Raw genomic sequence first — 21,467 nt, 5'->3', positions numbered from 1 at the left:
GTCGGCGGGCCGTTCGGCGTACGGGGTCAGAAGACGGCGCGGACGTAGGGGATGCGGGCCGCCACCATCGACACGGCGAACGAGATCACCACCACCGCCGGGTAGACCAGACCGATCACCGTCAGCGACCGGCCCGCCGCCACGTCCGGGATCAGCTGGCGGAACACCTCGAAGACCAGCAGGTGGATCAGGAACACCCCGAACGAGGCGTCGGAGAGGCGGACGACGGTCCGGGCGATCGCGGGCCGCCACGTGGTGCGGGCGCCGATGCTCACCGCGGCCACGAAGATCAGCAGGGTGGCCGCGGCGACCAGCGTGCCGGTGGCCATCACCGGGAAGGTGGCCTGGAACAGCCGGTGCCGGGGCGCCACCCCGAACTGCCAGATCGCCTCGACCAGCAGCAGCCCGGCGCCGAGCAGGGCCACCGTCGTCCAGAGCCGGTTGAGCACCACCTTGCGCAGCGCCCAGCCCGCGATGAAGAACCCGACGTACGGCCACCAGCGGTTCCAGCTGGTCAGGATGTTCGGCCGGGAGTCGCCAAGGAGCAGCGCCCAGCCCGGGATCATGTACGCCACCATGGTCCAGCCCAGCGCCACCCCGGCGGTGATCAGCGACCGGTTCCGGCCGCCCGCGTGCAGGAAGGGGGCCAGCACCGGGGCGACCACGTAGAGGCCGGCGATCAGCCAGAGGAAGTACAGCGCGGTGAAGACCTTGCCGTCGATGAGCAGCCGGGCCAGCCCGCTGGCGGTGACGTCCTCACCGCGCATGGCCATCCGCACCACGACCACGTAGACGACGTGCCAGACGATCATCGCGGGCAGGATCCGGGCGAACCGCTTGCGGTAGAAGGCGGCCGGTCCGGCGCGGTGCGCCCGCGGGTCGAGGACGAACGCCCCGCTGATCATGATGAACGCCGGGACGGTCCAGATCGCGCCGATGTCGATCGCGGTGGCGATCCACCAGCCGCGATGGCCGCGCAGGTCGTCCTGGCCGACGATCACGCCGAAGATGTGGATGGCGACGACGCCGCAGATGGCGACCACGCGCAGCGCGTCCAGGCCGTACTCGCGGGCCGGGGGCGCCGCGGCGGCGGCGGGCCGCTCGTCGGGGCGGCCGGGGGTGGTGGTCGCCGGCCCGGGTCCGGTCGCCGGCGTCGGGGCAACGTTGACAGGCTGTGAGGGGGTCACCGGGCCATGCTAGAGGGGCCGGCCGCCCGCCCGCCGCCTGGCGTTCCCCCGGCCGCCCGAGTGCGCCCCGGAACGGACGGACGGCTGCCGTACACTCGCCGGGGCCCGAGTCGCCCGCACTCAGACAGGAGTGGACATGACGGTTGCCTCCGCCCGGAACCCCGGCACCCGGGGCCGGATCGTGATGCTGGTGGACAACGCGGTCAACGGCGACTCCCGGGTGCAGAAGACCGCGATCTCGGCCGCCGAGGCGGGCTGGGACGTGGTGCTGCTGGGCCGCTCGCCCAACAACAAGACGCAGACCTGGCAGCTCGGCGGGGCCGAGGTGCGGCTGCTGCCGATGCCGACCGCGCTGGGCCGCGCGCCGCACGAGTTCCGCCGCCCCTGGCTGCGCGGGCCGTTGGCGTACCCGCCGACCGGCGTCGCCGCCCGTCGGGAGCAGGAGGTGCGCGCCTGGCGGGCCGACGTGGAGGCCCGGCTGGGCGCCCTGGCCCTGGGCCGGCCGGGCGGGGCGCGGGGCACGCTGAGCCGGCAGGTCCTCCGGGGCGAGCTGCTGGCCGCCAAGGCCTCCCGCAGGTGGGTGGGGCTGCGGCGGCGCCAGCTGACCCGGGCCCAGGAGGCCCGCAAGCAGCTCTCCGGCCCGGTCGACCGGCTCTACACGCTGTTCTGGCAGAAGGCGGCGGGGGACCGGTCCTGGCGGCGGCTGGACCCGGGGCTGTGGGATTTCGAGCTGGCGTACGGGCCGGTGATCGACAAGCTGAAGCCGGACCTGATCCACGCCAACGACTTCCGGATGCTCGGCGTCGGCGCCCGGGCCAAGCTGCGCGCCGCGGCCGGCGGCCGCCGGATCGCCCTGGTCTGGGACGCGCACGAGTTCCTGCCCGGTGTCCGCCAGTGGCACGACAGCCCGCGCTGGCTGCCGGCGAACACCGCCCACGAGCGCGAGTACGCGCCGTATGCCGACGCCGTGCTGACCGTCTCCGACGGGCTGGCCGACCTGCTCCGTGAGCGGCACCACCTGCCCGAGCAGCCGACCGTCGTGCTGAACACCCCGAGCAGCGGCGACGCCGCGGGCGTCGGCGAGGGCACGGTGCCGGACATCCGCGAGCTGTGCGGGATCGGGCCGGAGGTGCCGCTGCTGGTCTACAGCGGCGCGGCCGCCGAGCAGCGCGGCCTCGGGATCATGGTGGACGGCCTCGCCGAGCTGACCGACGCGCAGGTGGCGTTCGTGGTGCCCCGGCCGGCGGCCCCCTACATCAAGGATCTCCAGGCCCGCGCGGAGGAGCTGGGCGTGGCCGGGCGGGTGCATGTGCTGCCGTACGTGCCGCACCACCAGGTGGTGCCGTTCCTGTCCGGGGCGCAGGTCGGGGTGATCCCGATCCATCACTGGCCGAATCACGAGATCGCGTTGATCACCAAGTTCTTCGAGTATTCGCACGCGCGGCTGCCGTTGGTGGTGTCGGACGTCCGGACGATGTCCGAGACGGTCCGGGAGACCGGGCAGGGCGAGGTGTTCACCGCCGAGGACGTGGCCGACTACGTGCGGGCGGTGCGGGCCGTGCTGGCCGATCCGGCCCGCTACCGGTCGGTGTACGACCGGCCGGGGCTGCTCGCGGGCTGGACCTGGGAGGCGCAGGCGGAGGTGCTGGACGGCGTCTACGCGCGGCTGCTGCCGGACGCCCCGCCCCGCCCGGCGCCCCGTCCCGGGGGCGACGCCGTGGCGCAGGTCCCCGCCTGACCGCCGGCCGCACCCGGTGCCGCCGGAGCGCCGGGTGCGGAAGACCACTGGTCGACGGGGCCACCAGATGTTAACTTTTCGGACATCTCCGAATACTTCCGTGACCGTTGCCGGAGTGGCAGGGTGCTCTGGCGACCCGCTCGTCGACGCGTCACGCCGAGAGGCACGACGGAGGGGTACGCTCCGGGGCGCGCGGCGGCGATTCCGGCCCGCAGGCCCGTCGTGAGGGGCGGGCCGGCGACGCGTGTTCTCGTACAATCGCTCGGGATTTTCGGACCGGTTCCCCGGCCGGACACGGTGGGGGAGAGGCGGAGAAACAGACGATGGAGCTCAACGGCGGCGCCGGGATCCCGGGTGCCCGGGGTCGGGTCGTCATGCTGGTCGACAACGGCGTCAACGGGGACTCCCGGGTGCAGAAGGCCGCCCGCTCCGCCGCCGCGGCCGGCTGGGAGGTCATCCTCCTCGGCAAGGCCCCGGCCGGCGGCGGGCGCAGCTGGCGGCTCGGCGACGCCGAGGTGCGCCTGCTGCCGATGCCCGAGCCGCTGGCCAAGCGCCGGCACGAGTTCCGCCGCGCCTGGCTGCGCGCGCCGCTGGCGTACCCGCCGACCGGGATCGGCGCGCACCGCACTCAAGCGGTCAAGGCCTGGCGCGCGGACCTGCGGTTCCGGCGCGCGGCGCTGACCGCGGCCGGCCGGGAGGGCGCCCGCCCCTCGGCGCTGGCCTGGCCGACGCTGCGGTTCGAGGAGAAGCTCTCCGGTCTGGTCCGCCGCTGGGTCTCGCTGCGCAACCGGGAGCTGAGCCGGGCCCGCCGCAACCGCAAGCTGGCCGGCCCGTGGGACCGGGCCTACACGCTGTTCTGGCAGCAGGTTCAGGGTGACGGCGCGTGGCGGCGGCTGGAGCCCGGGCTGTGGGACTACGAGCTGGCCTACGGTGCGACGCTGGACGAGCTCCAGCCGGACCTGATCCACGCCAACGACTTCCGGATGCTCGGCGTGGCCGCCCGGGCCAAGGTGCGGGCCGCGGCCAAGGGCCGCCGGATCGCCGTGGTCTGGGACGCCCACGAGTACCTCCCCGGCGTCCAGCCGTGGCGGGACAACGCCCGCTGGCTGCCGGGCAACACCGCCCACGAGCGGGAGTTCGTGCCCTACGCGGACGCGGCGATGACCGTCTCCGGCGGCCTGGCCGACCTGCTGCGGACCGAGCACAAGCTGGCCGAGCGGCCGGCCGTGGTGCTCAACGCCCCGGCGCTGGACGAGCTGCCGGCGCCCGGCGACGAACCCGCGCCGGACATCCGCGAGCTGTGCGGGATCGGGCCGGAGGTGCCGCTGCTGGTCTACAGCGGCGTGGCCGCCGCCCGACGCGGGCTGGACGTCATGGTCGAGGCGCTGCCGCAGCTGCCCGAGGCGCACGCGGCGTTTGTGGTCAACAAGACCGACTCGGCGTACGTCAAGAGCCTGACCCGCAAGGCGGAGGAGCTGGGCGTGGCCGGGCGGGTGCATGTGCTGCCGTACGTGCCGCACCACCAGGTGGTGCCGTTCCTGTCCGGGGCGCAGGTCGGGGTGATCCCGATCCATCACTGGCCGAATCACGAGATCGCGTTGATCACCAAGTTCTTCGAGTATTCGCACGCGCGGCTGCCGTTGGTGGTGTCGGACGTCCGGACGATGTCCGAGACGGTCCGGGAGACCGGGCAGGGCGAGGTGTTCACCGCCGAGGACGTCACCGACTTCGTCCGGGCGGTCTGCGAGGTGCTCGCCGATCCGGCCCGCTACCGGGCCGCGTACGACCGGCCGGGGCTGCTCGCGGGCTGGACCTGGGAGGCGCAGGCGGAGGTGCTGGACGGCGTCTACGCGCGGCTGCTGCCGGACGCCCCGCCCCGCCCGGCCCCCGACGCCGATCCGGCCCCGGGCGCCGCGCCGACCTCGGTGGGGGTGGGCGCGTGAGCCAGCCCGACGTGACGGTGATCGTCGCCGTCTACAACACCATGCCGTACCTGACCAGCTGCCTGGACTCGCTGGTCGGGCAGACCATCGGGCTGGACCGGCTGGAGGTGGTGGCCGTCGACGACGGCTCCACCGACCGCAGCGGGGCCGAGCTGGACCGCTACGCCAAGCGCTACCCGGGCACCGTCCGGGTGCTGCACCAGGCCAACTCGGGTGGCCCGGCGGCGCCCAGCAACCGGGCCCTCGACGAGGCCCGCGGCCGGTACGTCTTCTTCATCGGCTCGGACGACCACCTGGGGCCGGAGGCGCTGGAGCGGCTGGTCGACGCCGCCGACCGGTGGGGCTCCGACGTGGTGCTGGGCCGGATGGTCGGCACCAACAAGCGCTACGTGCACCAGGCCGTCTACGCCAGCACCGAGGAGCGGGTCGACCTCTTCGACAGCGAGCTGCCCTGGTCGCTGTCGAACACCAAGCTGTTCCGGCGGGACCTGGTCGAGCGGCACGGGCTGCGGTTCCGCACCGACATGCCGATGGGCAGCGACCAGCCGTTCACGCTGGAGGCCTGCGTCCGGGCCGCGAAGATCTCCGTGCTGGCCGACTACGAGTACTACTACGCGGTCAAGCGGGAGAACGCGCAGAACATCACCTACGCCAGCCGCTTCGAGGAGCGGCTGCGCTGCGCCGAGGAGCTGGTCGGCTTCGTCGCCGGGCTGATCGAGCCCGGTCCCCGGCGGGACGCCGTCCTGCTGCGCCACTTCAGCTGGGAGGTGGCCAAGCTGCTGCGGCACGAGTTCCTCGACCTCGCCCCGGACGTCCAGCAGCAGGTCCACGACCGGATCCGCAAGCTCGCCGAGGCGTACCTGACCGACGGCATCGTGGCCCGGCTCGCGCCCGACGTGCGGCTGCGGCTGGTGCTGGCCCGGGATGCCGGCCTGGACCGGCTGCGCGAGCTGATCGGCCAGCAGGCCGACAAGACGCCGCCCGAGGTCACCATCGAGGGCGACCGCTGGTACGCCCACCACGTCGGCTTCCGCGACCCCGCGCTGGGCTACCCGGACGAGTGGTACGACGTCACCGACCAGGCCGCCCGGACCATGGCGAAGCTCACCGCGACCGGGCTGGCCTGGGGGCGGGACGCCGCCGGGGCCAGGGCGCTGGTGGTCACCGCCCAGAGCCGCTGGGCGGAGCTGGCCGAGCTGACCGCCGAGGCGCTCCGGGTGAGCGTCGGGGAGCTGACGGGTGTGACGACGGTCACTGCCGGTGGCCCCGGTACCGTCGTAAGGACGGACTTCGCGGTGGACCAGATGCTCGCGGTCGTCGCGGGGAACGGGGAACGTCGGGTGGTACGGGCGGAGGTGACCGCGCTGGGCGGCACCGGCTCGGTGCCGCTGCGCACGGATCGCCGTGTCTCCGCACCCCGCCTGCTGGCCCGGCGTGGTGTCCGGTTGCACCTCGTCACGCCCACCACCAACCACAAGGGCCAGGTGATCGTCGCGATCACGCCGGTCACCCCCCGTCGGTTCCTTGCCCGCCTGCGCCGAATCTGGCCCTCTGGAGGAAAGTAGTTTCATGAACATCTGCGTCGTCGCGCTCGGAAAGATCGGCCTGCCGCTCGCCGTGCAGTTCGCCTCGAAGGGGCACCGGGTGATCGGTGCCGACGTCTCCGAGCGGGTCGTCCAGCTGGTCAACGACGGGGCCGTGCCGTTCCCGGGCGAGGCCGACCTGGACGTCAAGCTGAAGGAGGCGGTGGCCGCCGGGCTGCTCTCGGCCACCACCGACACCGCCGCCGCGGTCGCCGAGTCCGAGGCGGTCGTCGTGGTCGTGCCGCTCTTCGTGGACGCCGACGGCGTGCCGGACTTCGGCTGGATGGACGACGCCACCCGGGCCATCGCCCGTGGCCTCAAGCCGGGCACCCTGGTCAGCTACGAGACCACCCTGCCGGTCGGCACCACCCGCAGCCGCTGGGCGCCGATGCTGGAGGAGGGTTCCGGCCTCACCGCCGGCAAGGACTTCCACCTGGTCTTCAGCCCGGAGCGGGTGCTCACCGGCCGGGTCTTCGCCGACCTGCGCCGCTACCCGAAGCTGGTCGGCGGCGTCGACGAGGCGTCGGCCGAGCACGGCGTCCGCTTCTACGAGGCGGTGCTCGACTTCGACGAGCGGGCCGACCTGAACCGGCCCAACGGCGTCTGGGACCTCGGCTCGGCCGAGGCGTCCGAGCTGGCCAAGCTCGCCGAGACCACCTACCGCGACGTCAACATCGGCCTGGCGAACCAGTTCGCCCGGTTCGCCGACACCGTCGGCGTCGACGTCACCAAGGTCATCGAGGCCTGCAACACCCAGCCGTACAGCCACATCCACTCCCCGGGCATCGCCGTCGGCGGCCACTGCATCCCGATCTACCCGCGGATGTACCTGTGGAACGACCCGGCCGCCACCGTGGTGCGCTCCGCCCGCGAGGCCAACGCCGCCATGCCGGACTACGCCGTCGACCTGCTCGCCGCCGCGTACGGCGACCTGACCGGCGTGGGCGTGCTGGTGCTCGGCGCCTCCTACCGGGGCGGGGTCAAGGAGAGCGCCTTCTCCGGCGTGTTCCCGACCGTCGAGGCGCTGCGCAAGCGGGGCGCCACGCCGTACGTCTCCGACCCGATGTACACCAACGAGGAGCTGGCCGCGCACGGCCTGCCCGGCTACGACGGCGAGCCGGTCGGCGCCGCCGTCATCCAGGCCGACCACGCCGAGTACCGCACCCTCACCCCGGCCGACCTGCCCGGCGTGACGGTGCTGGTCGACGGCCGCCGGGTCACCGACCCGGCCCGCTGGACCGGCGTCCGCCGGGTGGTCATCGGCGGCTGACCCGCCCGCTGCGCTCCGGGGCCCCGGCCGCTCGTCGGCCGGGGCCCGCTGCGTTGCGCGGCCTGCGGGGAACACCGTCTTTGGCTGTTCACCCATCGGACACCCCGGCAATACTTGTGTTACTTGCGCCGTTTAAGGTCGCACCTGCCCGGTATCGACCTCATCGGCGCGGGTGAGCAGACAGGGAGCGTGTCGTTGTTCAGCAGAGTACGGAGCCAACAGGGCGTCGCCACCGTCGGCGTGACCCTGCTCGGCTACGGGGTCATGATCCTCTCCGGCGTCCTCGGCTGGGTGATCCCGTACGCGGTCGCCGCGGCGGTGGTCATCGCCGGTGAGCTGTCCCTCGCCACCCGGTTCACGGACACCGGCGAGCTGCTCCGCAAGGCCGGCCTCGGGCTGGTCTGGCGGCGGCTCCTCCGCGACCTGTCCGTGGTCCTGCTGACCGTCAGCGCGGTCCGCCCCGGGGTGGGCGCCACCGTCGCCGTCCTGCTGCTGCCGGCCGCGCTCTGGACCGTCGCGGTGGGCACGACGGCCCTCACCAGGATCGTCAACGGGCGCGCCGCCACCCCGGCGTTCACCCGCAACATCGACCTCGGCGCGCAGCGCGCGGTACCGGTCCCGCCGGCCTGGGCCCAGCGCCTCGCCGGCCTGCGGATGCCGCTGCTGAACGTGCTCCTCGTGCCGGCGGCCGTGGTGGCCGCGCTGATCGACCGGGTCACTCCCGTGGTGGTGACCGGCGCGGTCACCCTGGTCGCGGGGCTGGTCGTCGCGGCGGCGCTGGCGCTGACCTGGGTACGCGGGCGGGGCCGCACCTCGGGCGTGCTGCCCGCGGTGCACGCCTGGATGGCCCGGGAACAGCCCGAGGTGGCGCTCTACTTCGCCGGCCCGGCCAAGGACGTCTACCAGGCCAACATGTGGCTCGCCCCGGTCGAGGCGGCCGGCCGCCGCGCGGTCGTGCTGCTCCGCGCCGAGGACGCGTTCCGCGAACTCGCCGACACCCGGCTGCCGGTGGTCTGCGTACCGGCCGGGGTCGACTTCATGAACCTCGACTTCAGCTCCGTCAAGGTCGCCCTGTACGCGGCGAACGTCGGCGCGAACATCCACCTGCTGCGCGAGCCGGGCGTGAAGCACGTCTTCGTCGGCCACGGCGACAGCGACAAGCAGGCCAGCGTCAACCCCTACAGCAAGGTGTACGACGAGGTCTGGGTGGCCGGTCCGGCGGGCCGGGAGCGCTACGCCCGGGCCGGCGTGGGCGTGCTCGACCGGAACATCGTCGAGATCGGCCGTCCGCAGCTCGCCGGGGTGCACACCTTCGGCTCCGGGGCCGCCGACCACGTGTTCACCGTGCTCTACGCCCCCACCTGGGAGGGCTGGCTGGACGACGACCCCTACCACACCTCGCTCGTGCTGATGGGGGAGCAGATCGTCGCCGGGCTGCTGGCCGCCGGCGGCCTCCGGGTGATCTACAAGCCGCACCCGCTCACCGGCACCCGGTCGAGGAAGGCCCGGGCGGTCCACGAGCGAATCGTCGCCCGGATCCGGGCCGCCGGCGGGCAGACCGACGCCGACTCGCTGGACGGCACCGCTCACCTGGTGGTCACCGGCCGCACGCCGTCGCTGTTCGACTGCTTCAACGCCACCGACCTGCTGGTCAGCGACGTCTCCAGCGTGGTCTCCGACTTCGTGCAGAGCGAGCGGCCGTACGTGGTGGCGAACCCGGCCGGCCTGCCCGAGGACGAGTTCCGCCGCCGGTTCCCCACCGCGCGGGCGGCCTACCTGCTCTCCGCCGACTGCGGCGAGCTGGCGAAGGTCCTGACCGTCACCCGGGCCGGGGACGACCCGATGACCGAGGCGCGGCGGGAGCTGAAGGAGTATCTGCTCGGGCCGGCCGGGTCGAACCCGATGGACCGGTTCCGCGACGAGGTCGGCCGCCTCTGCGGCTGACCCGTACGCGGGAAACGGGGGCGACGACCGCCTGGTCGCCGCCCCCGTCGCGCGTTCAGCCCCGGTGCGGCGGGTTGTCGATGTCGCGGGAGACGACCTCGCCCTTCTCGTCGACCCAGCCCTTCGGCCGGGCCGGGTTGCCGGCCACCAGCTGGTACGGCTTGACGTCCTTGGTCACCACCGCGCCGGCGGCGATCATCGCGTACTCGCCGACCTCGATCCCGCAGACCAGGGTGGCGTTGGCGCCGATCGAGGCGCCCCGGCGGACCATCGTCGGGGTGATCGTCCAGTCCGGGTTCTGGGCGCGCGGGCGGAAGTCGTTGGTGAACACCGCGCAGGGGCCCACGAAGACCTCGTCCTCGATGGTCACGCCCTGGTAGACCGAGACGTTGTTCTGGATCTTCACCCGGTCGCCGACCGTGACGTTCGCGTCGACGTACACGTTGCGGCCGATGATGCAGCCGGCGCCGACGTGCGCGCTCGACCGGATGTGGGCCAGGTGCCAGACCTTGGTGCCGTCGCCGACCTGGGCGCCCTCCTCCACGTCGGCCGTCGGGTGGACGAACACGGAGGCGGACCGGTCGTTGGTGTCAGTCATTGTCTACTCGCATCGTGGCAGGGCGCGCCGTCGCGCCGTCGGTGCCGGGTGAACCGCGCCGGCGCAGCGCGCGGACCCGCCCGGGCCAGGACCACCCGGCCGCCCCCGGGGGCTCCCGGTGCCGGTACGGGCTCGACGCAGCATAGTGCGATGTCCACGATCGTTCGTCGGGTGCCCGGTGGTTGGGCCGCGGGAGCGAGTCGTCAGGGCAGCAGTTCGGCCACCGCGTCGGCGGCCGGCCGGTCCACCGGCAGCGCGTGCGCCGCCACCACTGCCTCGACCGGCAGCGGCGCGTAGAGGTGCGGGAACAGCGCGCCGCCCCGGGACTCCTCCCAGCGCAGCGCGTCCCCCAGCCGGTCCGGGTCCACGGCCAGCAGGGTGAGGCCGGTCGCCCCGGCGAAGACCCGCCGGGCGGTCTCCACGACCTGGTCCGCCCCGGAGAGGTGGATGAACCCGGACTGGTGGTCGAACTCGCTGCCGGCGAAGTGCCCGGCCGCCCGCGCCTGCTCCCACTCGCTGGTGGCGAGAATCTTGTAGATCACCCCCGCAGCCTAGGGCGTGTTCCCGCGTACGCCCGCGCCCGCGCCGCCGCGACCGGCATGCTCGGGTGGGAAGGGCCGCGGAGGGAGGGGCATGAAGAGCTACGACGAGGAGTGGACCGACGGCGAGCGGGCGATCTACGACGAGTGCTACCAGGCCGGCGCGGAGTGGGCGGACGACCCGGACACCCCCTCGGACGACGTCCAGCACGTGATCAACCTGGCGGAGGCGGACGACGACGTCTTCGACGACGCCGAGACCGACTACCGGCCGCTGGTCGACGCCGTCACCCAGGCCACCGGGGAGAACCTCACCAGCGTGCCGCTCAGCCACGCCGACCCCGGCTTCCGGGGCTTCACCGACGGCGTCCGGGACGCCACCGCCGAGGACGTCTTCGGGCTCTGACCGGACACCGCCCCTCCCGTACCGCCGCCACGTCTGCCACCATTCGCAGGGCAGTACGTCGAGCGGATGGAGGCACGGGTGCGGATCCTCCTGGTCGAGGACGACCGTCGGGTGGCGGCCGCCCTCTCCTCCGCGCTGACCCGGCGTGGCTACCAGGTGGAGCACGCGGCCACCGTCGAGGCCGCCCTCTCCGCCGCCCCCTGCGACCTGGTGCTACTCGACCTGACCCTGCCCGACGGGGACGGCACCGACCTCTGCCGGGAGCTGCGCCGGCGCAGCAGCCAGCTCGGCATCATCGCGGTGACCGCCCGGGGCGAGGAACGCGACCGGGTGCTCGGCCTCCGGCTCGGCGCCGACGACTACGTGGTCAAGCCGTTCTCCATGGTGGAGCTGCAGGCCCGGATCGAGGCGGTGCTGCGCCGGGCCGCCCACACCATGCCGGAGCGCAACCTGATCGAGACGGGCCCGGTCCGCATCGACGTCGGCGGCCGGACCGTCACCGTCGCCGGCCAGGCCGTCACGCTCACCCGCAAGGAGTTCGACATCCTGCTCTCCCTGGCCCGGCAGCCCGGCGTGGCGGTCCCCCGGGAGCGGATCCTGCTCGACGTCTGGGGCACCACGTGGGCCGACCGGCACACGGTGGAGGTGCACGTCGGTTCGCTGCGCGGCAAGCTCGGTGACCCGACGCTGGTGGAGACCGTACGCGGGGTCGGCTACCGGCTCCGCGGCGCGTGAGGAGCCCGCGGTGCGGCGCCGGCTGGTGATCAGCTACCTGCTGCTGATGGTGCTGGTGCTGCTGGCCCTGGAGACGCCGCTGGCCGCCACCCTCGCCACCCGGGAGACCGACCGGGTCCGCGCCGACCGGCTCGCCGACGCCACCCGGGTCGCCTCGCTGGCCGGCCCGGCGCTGCGCGGCGGCGGGCCCGGCCCGCTCGACGCGGAGCTGGCCGCGTACGACGAGCTGTACGGCATCGGCGCCGCGGTGGTCGACCGGGACCGCCGCACCGTGGCCGCCTCGGTGAGCTGGAAATTCGGCCCGGGCGCCGACGCGGCGCTGAACACCGCGCTCGCCGGGCAGCAGTTCAGCGGGCCGGAGTCGGTCTGGCCGTGGGTGGACGGGCCGGTGCTGGTGGCCGTCCCGATCAACGACGGCGGCGAGGTGCTCGGGGCGGTGGTGACCGCCACCCCGGCCGGCAAGGTGCGGCACACCATCACCACGTGGTGGCTGCTGCTCGCCGGCATCGGCCTGCTCGCCGTGCTGGCCTGCGTCTCCACCGCGTTCGGGCTGGCCGGCTGGGTGCTGCGCCCGGTCACCGAGCTGGACGCGGTCACCCACGAGATCGCCGAGGGACACCGGACCGCCCGGGTGCGCCCCCGGCTCGGCCCCCCGGAGCTGCGCCGGCTGGCGGCCAGCTTCAACAACATGGCCGACGTGGTCTCCGACGTGATGGACCGGCAGCGGGCCTTCGTGGCGCACGCCAGCCACCAGCTGCGCAACCCGCTGACCGCGCTGCGGCTGCGGGTGGAGGAACTGGGACCGAGCCTGACCGACGCGGACGGCCGGGCCGAGCACCGGCTGGCGCTGGAGGAGACCGACCGGCTGGCCACCGTGCTGGACGCGCTGCTCACCCTGGCCCGGGCCGAGCGCGAGGAGAACCAGCGGGTCACCGTGGACGCCGCCGCGGTGGCCGCGTCCCGGGTGGCGGCCTGGCTGCCGCTGGCCCGGCACCGGTCGGTCGCCCTTCACCTCGACATGGCCACCGCCCCCGTGTACGCCCGGACCGTGCCGACCGCCATCGACCAGGCCCTCGACGCGCTGATCGACAACGCGGTCAAGTTCAGCGGCGCCGGCGGCGAGGTGACGGTGACCGTCCGCGCCGCCGACGGCGGGACCGCGCTGGCGGTGCGCGACAACGGCCCCGGCATGACGGCCAGCCAGCTCGACCAGGCCACCGAGCGGTTCTGGCGGGCGCCCGACGTGCAGAACGTGGACGGCGCCGGGCTGGGGCTGACCATCGTGGCGGTGCTGGTGGACGCCTCCGACGGCCGGCTGACGATGCGCCAGGGCGAGCCCCGCGGGCTGGTCGCCGAGCTCTGGTTCCCCGCCCCGGAGCAGGCCGCCGACGCGCCGGCCGGCGCCGACCAGCCGGCCGACTCCGCCCCGGTCCGGGCCTGACCCGGCACCCGCCCCGTCCCGGCGTCCCCGGGGTCAGGGCTTGCTGGACCGGTACCAGTCGGCGGCACCGGGGTGCAGCGGCAGGGGAGTGGTGACGATCGCCGACCGGGGACTCATCCGGCCGGCCGCCGGGTGCGCGGCGGCCAGCTCCGCCCGGCGCTCCATCAGCAGCCGGGTCACCTCCCGCACCAGCGCCTCCGGCAGGTCGGCGCGGACGATCAGGTAGTTCGGGTTCGCCACCGTGCTGACCGGTTCGGTCCCGTACACCGAGCGGGGGATGTCCCGGGTCACGTAGACCTGCCCGTAGGACCGGCGCAGCGGCTCGGTCCACTCGCCCAGGTCGACCATCCGGACCGCGGTGCTGCCGGCCAGCTCCGCCACCCCGCGCACCGGCAGGCCGCCGGAGAAGAAGAACGCGTCGATCCGGCCGGCGCGCAGCGCCGCCACCGAGTCGTCCAGGCCCAGGTGTTCCCGACGTACCCGGTCGCCGCCGAGCTGGGCCACCTCCAGCAGCCGCATCGCGGTGACCTCGGTGCCCGAACCGTCGGCGCCCACCGACACCCGCCGGTCGCGCAGGTCGGCGAGGGTCCGCACCGGGCCACCGGCCGTGGTGACCAGGTGCAGCAGGTCGTCGTAGACGCGGGCCACGGCGAGCACCGTCGGGTGCTCGACGGCGCGGGTGGGCAGCACGTCGGCCTGGGTGAAGCCCAGCTCCGCCGCACCCGAGCCGACCAGCCGGACGTTCTGCGCCGAGGCGGCGGTGACCACCACGCTGGCCCGTACCCCGGGCACCTCCCGGTTGAGGAGGGCGGCCAGCGACTGGCCGAAGGCGTGGTAGACGGCGGTCGGGCTGCCCGTGGCGATCCTGATCCGGACCGGCTCGGTCGGCTCGTCCCGGCAGGCGGCGAGCCCGCCGAGGGCGGGCAGCAGCAGCATCAGCAGCGCGACCGGCGCGGCGACCCGGCGTCGCCCGGGCACGGACCAGTGTCGGCTCACGCGCTGCACTCTGCGCCGTGCACCGCCCGCCGCGCAACCCGCAGCGGCGGTCGGCGGGATCCCGGGGGAGCGGGGCCTCGGTCCCGGTGGAGGCCCCGCTCCCCCGAAGCAGGGGGCACCCGGCGGCGCGGTTGCGGACGGCCGCCGGGTGTGCGGTTCAGGCCGGCGCGCGGGGCACCAGGGCGGCGCTGTCCACGATCCGGGTGCGGTGCGCGCCGTTGGGGACGCTCACCACGAAACAGCCGGCCCCCGGCCGGAGCATCACCGGGACCTCCAGCAGCGCCGCGCCGCGCACGAGCACCGCGGCCAGGTCCCGGTCGGCCAGCCGGATGCCCAGGCTGTGCCGTCGGACGTGCCGCCCGCCGGCCAGCAGCGCCGCGCGCCAGGCGGCGGCGGCCAGCCGGGGCCGCCACATCCGCCGGGCCGGGGAGGCGCCGGGGACCGGGCCGCCGAGCAGCTCCCGGCGGCCCTGGCGCCAGCCCGCCTCCAGCAGGTTCGCGTACGTCGACCGGTGCTCCCGCGGCACGTGCAGCCGGTGCAGCTCGTAGCGGCGGCGCAGCCCCCCGGTGGCCAGCTCGTGCTCGACCGGCACGGCGAGGCGGCCGAGAAGCTGCCGCATCCGGCGCGCCGCGTCCTCCCGGTTGAACTCGGCGACCCCGCCCCGGTACGTCGCGACGCCGGTGCGGCGGCCGTCGGCGGCCGGGGGCGGGGTGCAGCGCAGCAGGCAGGCGACCTCGAACGCGTCGGCCAGGGTCAGCCAGTCCAGCGGTGGCGGTGTCGACGACGGCCGGGGCCGGTCGAGCAGTGTGGTGGGCTCGGGGGCCATCGGGGGAGCTCCTTGTCGGCGTCGGGGTTCCCTTACCGTGACCCCGTCGCCGGCACGGCGAAACGGCTGCGCCCGAGCCTTGAGCAAAATTTGCGGCTACAGGTCGGTGACCACGATGTCGAGCTGGCGTGGCCGGCCGGCCGCCGCGGGCTGCTCCTCGACCGTGTACTTGAGGTCGCGCAGCGCTCCGATCAGGGCGTCCGGGGTGCGCGGTCGGGCGCCGGCGGTGAGCAGGTCGCGGACCAGCCGCCCCTTGGTGGCCTTGTTGAAGTGGCTCACCACCGAGCGGGTTGGCACCCCGTCGACGTCGCGTTCGTGCAGCACCCGGACCGTGACGGTCCGCTCGGCGACCGGCCCGCGCGGCGCCCAGGTGGCCGCGTACGCCCCGGAGCGCAGGTCCAGCACCGGCCCGCTGCCGGCGGCCGCCGCCATCGCCGGGCCGAGGGCAGCCCGCCAGTACGCCGACAGCGCGCCGACGCCGGGCAGCTTCGCCCCGACCGGGCAGCGGTAGGGCGGGATCCGGTCGGTGAGGCGTACCGCGCCCCAGAGGCCGGAGCTGATCAGCACCGACCGGCGGGCCAGCCGTTCCGCCGTCGGCGGCAGTGTGGCCAGGTCAAGCGCCTCGTAGAGCACCCCGGTGTAGATCCGCCCGGCCGGTGCGGTGGCCGCGACCCGCAGCCGGGCGTTGCGCCGCAGCTCGCCGCGCTGCCCCTCGCTGAGCCCGAGTGCCGCCCGGGCCGCCGCCTCGTCCGGCCCGGCGCAGAGCGCGACGAGCGCGTCCAGCACCGCCTCGCGGGCCGGGGTCAGCTCCGGCAGGGAGAGCCGGGACAGGTCGAGCCGCCGGCCCGTGCCGGCCTCGGCCTTCCCCTCGGACGGGGGCAGCAGGATGAGCATCGGGTCAGCGTACGACCCGGTTCAGCGCCACGGCCGCACGGCGGTCTCCGGGTGGTACACGCGATAGCCGCCCACCTCGGCCACCACGGCCGCGTCGGCCCGGTCGCCGACCAGCCGGCGCAGCGTCCGCTCCGCCGGCGACCCGACGGCCAGCACGTACCCGGGCCGGGCCGCCCGCCCCACCCGCTTCCAGTACGCCGGGTAGCGGTTCTGCCCGGGAGTCAGGTCGCCGTCCAGCACCCCGCAGGTCACCGCCTCGCCGGTGTTGAAGATCAGCCGGTTGCACGTCCAGTAGTCCCCGTACACGTCGTGCAGGCCGGTCCGGCGGACCGCGTCGGCCAGCTCCCGGGCCCGTCGTTCCTCGGCCCGCAGCGGCGGCGCGTCGGCGACGAACGCCGCGGTGGCCGCGAGCGCGGTCGCGGTGAGCGCCGCCAGCACCAGCCCGGCCACCGCCCCGCCGGTCCGGGCCGCCGCGCCCGCCGTACCGCGCCCCGCATGGGCGGCGGCCAGCCAGAGCGGCCAGAGCACCGCCGGCAGTGAGATCTGCAGCACCGACAGGTAGCGGGCGTTGCCCACCGGATCCGTGGCGGCGAGCGCGCTGCGGACGTACCCGAGCAGGGTCAGCGCCGCGCCGACGACCAGGGCGAGCCGCGCGACCGCCCGGACCCGCGCGGCCGGGTCGGCGGCCCGCCGGTACGCGACCAGCCCGAGCCCGGCGGCGGCCACCAGGAGCAGCGGGTAGAGCAGGCCGAACCACTCCACCCACCGGGCACAGCCGTCCATCGGGCAGAGCCCGGAGGCCAGCGGCACCCCCTCCAGCAGCCCGCCGTGCAGCCGCTCCGACCAGGACGGGGCCGCCCCGTCCTTGGTGCTGATCTCGCGGAACACCGACAACGAGTCCTGCCCCTCCGGGGCGATGATGTTGTCCTTGATCATCGGGGCGACGCCGACCAGGAACCCGGCGACCAGCAGCACCCCCGGCCAGCCGACCAGGTCCCGGGGCGCCGCCCACACCAGCACCAGCCCGGCCACCGCCAGGTACGGCACGATCAACCAGTCCGACCAGAGCGCCACCCCGGCGAGCAGCCCGAACACGCCGGTGGCCAGCCAGCGGTGCCGCACCCGACGCTCGCCGAGGGCCACCGCGATCAGCAGCATCGCCAGCACCGCCGGCTTCACCTCCGGCCGCCCACCCACCGCGGTGAGTTGGTCCCGGACCACCCGCTCCGAGCCGAGGGCCAGCAGGCCGACCACGAAGGCGGCCAGCCAGGGGGAGAAGAGGCGGCGGGTCAGCCGGTACGCCAGCCACAGGAAGGCCGCGTAGAGCACCAGCAGCGGCAGCCGCAGCACCGGCCAGCTCGGCCCGGCCCAGGCGACCAGCGGCGCCGCCAGGTAGGACTCCAGCATGCCCATGTAGCGCTGGCCGTACAGGAAGACCGGCCGTTCGTGGCCGGTGGCGATGTGCAGGGCGGCCAGCCCGAAGGTCGCCTCGTCGCTGTTCGACGTGGGCAGGGTCAGCAGCGTCAGGACCAGCCGGTAGCCGACCCCGGCCGCCCCGAGCAGCAGCGCGACCAGCGCCGGCCGGTCCAGCGCCGGACGCCACCGCCCCGGGTCACGCACTGGTGTCGACACGACCAACGCCCCCGTCGTCGCCTGCGACCGCAGTCTGTCACGGTGGCACCCGGCCCCGGGGCTGGATCGGCGCAGCCGACTCGCGTGGCCGGTGTCCGCCGGCTGTGGCAGGGTGGCAGCGTGCCACCGACACCACCGGACCAACTGGCGGTACCGCAGCTGCATCGGGCCGCGCGGATCGAGGACGCCCTGCACGGCCTGGTCGAACGCCGGCTGCGGCGCACCGGATGGCAGGTCAACATCATCGCGTACGCCGGGTACGGCGCCCCGGGCTGGGCGCGGGTGCTCTGCCGGGTGCTGCTCGGCCGCCCGGACACCCGGCAGCGGGGCCGGCTGGAGAAGGTGCGGGGCTGGCGCAGCTTCGCCACCCTGCCGGCCAAGTACGCCAGGGTCACCATCGAGGCCGGCGGCGTACGCCAGGAGGCGACCGCGGACCGCAGCGGCTTCGTCGACACGATCGTCAAGGCGGACTTCACCCCCGGCTGGGGCTGCGTACGCCTCAGCGTCCCCGACGCCGAGCCGGTCGAGGCCCTGGTCCGCGTCCTCGACCCGGACGTCCGGTTCGGCATCCTGTCCGACATCGACGACACGGTCATGGTCACCGCGTTGCCCCGGCCGCTGCTCGCCGCGTGGAACACCTTCGTCCTCGACGAGCACGCCCGGGCCGCCGTCCCCGGCATGGCGGTGCTCTACGAGCGGCTGGCCACCGCCCACCCGGGCGCGCCGGTCTTCTACCTCTCCACCGGCGCCTGGAACGTCGCGCCGACGCTGACCCGGTTCCTCTCCCGGCACCTCTATCCGGCCGGCCCGCTGCTGCTCACCGACTGGGGGCCGACCGCCGACCGCTGGTTCCGCAGCGGCCGGGAGCACAAGCGGGCCACCCTGGCCCGGTTGGCCCGGGAGTTCCCGGAGGTCCGGTGGCTGTTGATCGGCGACGACGGCCAGCACGACCAGGAGATCTACCGCGAGTTCGCCGCCGCGCACCCGGACAACGTGGCCGGCGTGGCGATCCGCCGGCTCTCGCCCACCCAGTCGGTGCTCGCCGGCAGCCTGCCCGCCCCGGCGGGTCGCCCGTCCGCCGGCCCGGTGGGCCAGAAGTGGCTCTCCGCCCCGGACGGCGCCGGGCTGTGGAAGCTGCTGCGGGAGGCGGGCCTCGTCTGAGTACGGCGACCGCCCGGATCCCGGCACGAGGAGGCGGCCGGCGTCACCCGCGCGACGTAGGATCGCCTCCTGCACGGTCCTGCCGGCAAGCGAGTTGCCCAGGGGGTTGACGGTGGGCGCACGCGACGCCGAGGTTGACCGGCCCTATGACATCGACTACGACGAGGTCTACCGCGACACTGCCGACTCGGGCGGGCCGCCCTGGGACATCGGCGGCCCGCAGCCGGCACTCGCGGAGGTGCTCGACCACGTAGTGCCGGGCCCGAAGGTGCTCGACGTCGGCTGCGGCGCGGGTGATCTCGCGCTCGCCCTGGCCCGCCACGGCTACCAGGTGACGGCGATCGACATCTCGCGCGTGGCGATCGACATGGCCCGGGCCAAGGCGGCCGCCGAGGGCCTGACGGTGGACTTCGAGGTCCAGGACGCCACGCGACTGTCGTTGCCGTCGGCGCCGTTCGACTCGGTGTTCGACTCCGGTCTGCTGCACAGCCTCGACCGGCGCGGCGGTGGCGAGGTGGACGGATACCTCGCGGTGCTGCCGGGCCTCGCCGCGCCGGGCGCGACCGTCTTCGTACTGGCGGTGGCGCTGGCGGCGGACCAGGGCTGGGGCGTGACCGAGGAGTGGTTGAGGGCGCGTTTCGCCGAGCCGGTCTGGGTCGACACGGAGATCGAGGAGATCGACGTGGCCGCGGAGACCGGCGGCCAGGAGCTGTCGCTGCCCGGCTTCCTGCTGCGCACGGTCCGGGCGGTCGACTCCAGCCGGTAGGCGGGTCTACCAGTGCCGCTGATCCGCACCGTCGATCCCGGACTGCGGGGGCGGGCCGCGTCGGCGTAGCTGCGACCCGGGCCGCCCCGTCCCGGTGGCCACCGCGAAGGATGAAGCGCGGCACGGATTGCTACACGGGGTAGTGTCCGTCGCTCCGCGTGAGAGGTGAGAGCGATATGCCGCTGAGGCATAAATAAATATGACTCAGCGGCATATCGGTAAGAGGTGGTGTCTCCGCCAGTCCGACGCCACGCCGACGGAGCGGTGCGCGGTGCGCGGGGAGCGGGGAGCGGCTCAGGCGGTGGCGGCCCCGGTGGGCGCGGCGACCGAGGTCCGGATGCCGAGCGCGGCGAGGCGGTCCCGGGCGGCGGGCACCGTGGCGGGATCCCCCGCCAGCTCCACCAGTTCGCCGAGGGGCAGCGGCTCGCCGGTGGTGGTGAGCAGCTCCGGCGGCCCGGTCCAGGAGTGCTGCCAGGCGGCGGCGCCGGAGTCGACCGCCGCCGCCTCGACCGCGCCTTCGAACGCCGCGGTCAACGCCTCCAGGCCCGACTCGGCGTCGGTGTCCAGGCTGAGTTCCCGGGCGAGGTCGGCGTACCGGTCGGCGGCGAAGAGATCGAGCAGTTGGTCGAGGTCGGCGTCGGCCCGCCCGGTCAGCCGGGTGGCCGCCTGGAACAGCGGGTGGGCCAGCCCTCGGGCGGACTGGTACGCCAAGGTCGGGGTGAGCCGGTCCCAGGGCAGCAGCCGGACGCCGGGCCGTTCGAAGAGGCCCGCCTGGAGCTGCCGGCCGGCCGCGTCGAGGTCGGGCAGCAACGCGGTGGCGGGGCGACCGTCGGCGGCCACCGGTACGTCCGGTACGAACCGGAGCGCGGCGATCCGGGCTCCGATCGGCGGGTGGCTGTCCCACCAACCCGGCTCGGCCGGCGCCACCTCGACGCTGCGTTCGCGGATCTCCTCGCGGCACGCGGTCAGGTACGCGGCGAACCCGCCGAACAGGTCCTCCGGCAGGTGGCCGCGGTCGTACGCCGGCAGCACGTGGTGCTCCAGGTACTCGTCCCAGCCGGTGGCCACCACCCGGATCTCGCGCAGCGCGCTGACCATCGCCGTCTTCCCGCCGGCGGCCACGGCGGTGCGGTCGGCCTCGTACTCCAGCTCCCGGCTGACGGACTGCTCGACGGCGACGTACAGGTGGGCGTAGCCGGTGAGAACGGCGCGCAGCACCCCGACGGTGGTGCCACGGACCGTCTCGACGATGACCATCCGGCCACGGTGGGCGAGGCGCACCGTGGCCGTGTGCCGGCCGGAGAAGTGCCCCATCTCGTGCGCGAGGACCGCCCGGAGCTGGTCGACCGTGTACGCGCGCAGCAGCGGCAGCCCGACGAGCACGGTACGCCAGCCGGGGATCAGGCCGAGCAGCTTCGACTCCTCGGTCACGGCGGCGTTGGCCCCGCCGACCAGCCGGATCTCGTCCGGCTCGCGGGTGCCGGCCCGGTCGGCGAGGTCCCGCACCAGCGCCCACAGCTCCGGTGCCCGTTCCTGGGTGAGCCGGACACCGGCCGGTGGGGACGGGCGGAGGGCCAGCACCCGTCCGAAGGCGAAGATCAGCGCGAGAAGCAGGGCGATCGCGGCCCCGACCACGAACGGCCGGAGGCTGGTGGGGGCGCCGGAGCCGTCCCAGTCGGTGCCGTAGCCCAGGCCGAACGCGCCGACCGCCACGACCAGCCCGACGGCCAGCACGTAGAAGCCGATGAGCAGCGCGACGGACAGTGCGGCGCGCAGCGTGGTCTTCATCTGATGTTCCTCCCCCGTGT

General features: G+C 74.7%; 18 protein-coding genes. 10 read left to right on the top strand and 8 right to left on the bottom strand.

The features are described from left to right. Positions 1 to 26: 26 nt before the first annotated feature. A complete protein-coding gene (locus Q2K19_RS00870) occupies positions 27 to 1,187 on the bottom strand; it encodes an acyltransferase (protein WP_302766753.1) in 1,161 nt (386 codons plus the stop codon). 184 nt (positions 1,188 to 1,371) lie between these two features. Here Q2K19_RS00870 and Q2K19_RS00865 point away from each other — a divergent pair, with 184 nt between their 5' ends. From Q2K19_RS00865 to Q2K19_RS00845, 5 genes are all read left to right on the top strand, one after another. Continuing rightward, complete coding sequence (locus tag Q2K19_RS00865; protein ID WP_302772910.1) at positions 1,372 to 2,925, top strand: glycosyltransferase family 4 protein; 1,554 nt, start codon at positions 1,372 to 1,374, stop codon at positions 2,923 to 2,925. 374 nt (positions 2,926 to 3,299) lie between these two features. After that, entirely contained in the window at positions 3,300 to 4,868 is a 1,569-nt protein-coding gene (locus Q2K19_RS00860; protein WP_302772908.1) for a glycosyltransferase family 4 protein, read from the top strand. Continuing rightward, entirely contained in the window at positions 4,865 to 6,433 is a 1,569-nt protein-coding gene (locus Q2K19_RS00855; RefSeq protein ID WP_302766750.1) for a glycosyltransferase family 2 protein, read from the top strand. Before Q2K19_RS00860 ends, Q2K19_RS00855 begins: the two co-directional genes overlap by 4 nt. Positions 6,434 to 6,437: 4 nt before the next feature. Beyond that, positions 6,438 to 7,721, top strand: a complete 1,284-nt coding sequence (locus Q2K19_RS00850) for a nucleotide sugar dehydrogenase (protein ID WP_302766748.1) — start codon at positions 6,438 to 6,440, stop codon at positions 7,719 to 7,721. 195 nt (positions 7,722 to 7,916) lie between these two features. Further along, positions 7,917 to 9,665, top strand: coding sequence for a CDP-glycerol glycerophosphotransferase family protein (locus Q2K19_RS00845; RefSeq protein ID WP_302766746.1), 1,749 nt, complete (start codon positions 7,917 to 7,919; stop codon positions 9,663 to 9,665). A 55-nt stretch (positions 9,666 to 9,720) separates the two neighbouring features. Here Q2K19_RS00845 and Q2K19_RS00840 read toward each other — a convergent pair whose 3' ends face one another. Further along, complete coding sequence (locus tag Q2K19_RS00840; protein WP_302766745.1) at positions 9,721 to 10,263, bottom strand: acyltransferase; 543 nt, start codon at positions 10,261 to 10,263, stop codon at positions 9,721 to 9,723. A 203-nt stretch (positions 10,264 to 10,466) separates the two neighbouring features. Further along, positions 10,467 to 10,805, bottom strand: coding sequence for a DUF952 domain-containing protein (locus tag Q2K19_RS00835; RefSeq protein WP_302766743.1), 339 nt, complete (start codon positions 10,803 to 10,805; stop codon positions 10,467 to 10,469). A gap of 91 nt (positions 10,806 to 10,896) precedes the next feature. Here Q2K19_RS00835 and Q2K19_RS00830 point away from each other — a divergent pair, with 91 nt between their 5' ends. From Q2K19_RS00830 to Q2K19_RS00820, 3 genes are all read left to right on the top strand, one after another. After that, complete coding sequence (locus Q2K19_RS00830; RefSeq protein ID WP_302766742.1) at positions 10,897 to 11,208, top strand: hypothetical protein; 312 nt, start codon at positions 10,897 to 10,899, stop codon at positions 11,206 to 11,208. Between the two features lie 78 nt (positions 11,209 to 11,286). Further along, positions 11,287 to 11,943: a response regulator transcription factor gene (locus tag Q2K19_RS00825; protein ID WP_302766740.1), complete on the top strand. Its 657-nt coding sequence runs from the start codon at positions 11,287 to 11,289 to the stop codon at positions 11,941 to 11,943. 10 nt (positions 11,944 to 11,953) lie between these two features. Beyond that, positions 11,954 to 13,384 carry a sensor histidine kinase gene (locus Q2K19_RS00820; protein WP_302766739.1) on the top strand — a complete coding sequence of 477 codons (1,431 nt, stop codon included), beginning with the start codon at positions 11,954 to 11,956 and terminating at the stop codon, positions 13,382 to 13,384. A 33-nt stretch (positions 13,385 to 13,417) separates the two neighbouring features. Here Q2K19_RS00820 and Q2K19_RS00815 read toward each other — a convergent pair whose 3' ends face one another. From Q2K19_RS00815 to Q2K19_RS00800, 4 genes are all read right to left on the bottom strand, one after another. Then, positions 13,418 to 14,380: a TAXI family TRAP transporter solute-binding subunit gene (locus Q2K19_RS00815; protein ID WP_446839715.1), complete on the bottom strand. Its 963-nt coding sequence runs from the start codon at positions 14,378 to 14,380 to the stop codon at positions 13,418 to 13,420. A 157-nt stretch (positions 14,381 to 14,537) separates the two neighbouring features. Next, on the bottom strand, positions 14,538 to 15,206 hold the full coding sequence (locus Q2K19_RS00810) for a hypothetical protein (RefSeq protein WP_302766736.1): 669 nt from the start codon (positions 15,204 to 15,206) through the stop codon (positions 14,538 to 14,540). 96 nt (positions 15,207 to 15,302) lie between these two features. Further along, positions 15,303 to 16,100, bottom strand: a complete 798-nt coding sequence (gene yaaA / locus Q2K19_RS00805; protein ID WP_302766735.1) for a peroxide stress protein YaaA — start codon at positions 16,098 to 16,100, stop codon at positions 15,303 to 15,305. Positions 16,101 to 16,121: 21 nt separating this feature from the next. Beyond that, complete coding sequence (locus Q2K19_RS00800) at positions 16,122 to 17,732, bottom strand: hypothetical protein (protein WP_302766733.1); 1,611 nt, start codon at positions 17,730 to 17,732, stop codon at positions 16,122 to 16,124. A 120-nt stretch (positions 17,733 to 17,852) separates the two neighbouring features. Between Q2K19_RS00800 and Q2K19_RS00795 the strand changes: the two genes are divergently transcribed. Together Q2K19_RS00795 and Q2K19_RS00790 are read left to right on the top strand one after the other, a co-directional pair. Next, complete coding sequence (locus Q2K19_RS00795; RefSeq protein WP_302766732.1) at positions 17,853 to 18,893, top strand: App1 family protein; 1,041 nt, start codon at positions 17,853 to 17,855, stop codon at positions 18,891 to 18,893. Positions 18,894 to 19,005: 112 nt separating this feature from the next. Continuing rightward, entirely contained in the window at positions 19,006 to 19,659 is a 654-nt protein-coding gene (locus Q2K19_RS00790; RefSeq protein WP_302766731.1) for a class I SAM-dependent methyltransferase, read from the top strand. Between the two features lie 294 nt (positions 19,660 to 19,953). Here Q2K19_RS00790 and Q2K19_RS00785 read toward each other — a convergent pair whose 3' ends face one another. Then, positions 19,954 to 21,447, bottom strand: a complete 1,494-nt coding sequence (locus Q2K19_RS00785) for a M48 family metallopeptidase (RefSeq protein WP_302766730.1) — start codon at positions 21,445 to 21,447, stop codon at positions 19,954 to 19,956. Between the last annotated feature and the right edge of the window lie 20 nt (positions 21,448 to 21,467).

It is taken from the genome of Micromonospora sp. NBRC 110009 (assembly GCF_030518795.1).
Lineage (GTDB): Bacteria > Actinomycetota > Actinomycetes > Mycobacteriales > Micromonosporaceae > Micromonospora.
This window is presented reverse-complemented; position numbering and strand designations above follow the sequence as displayed.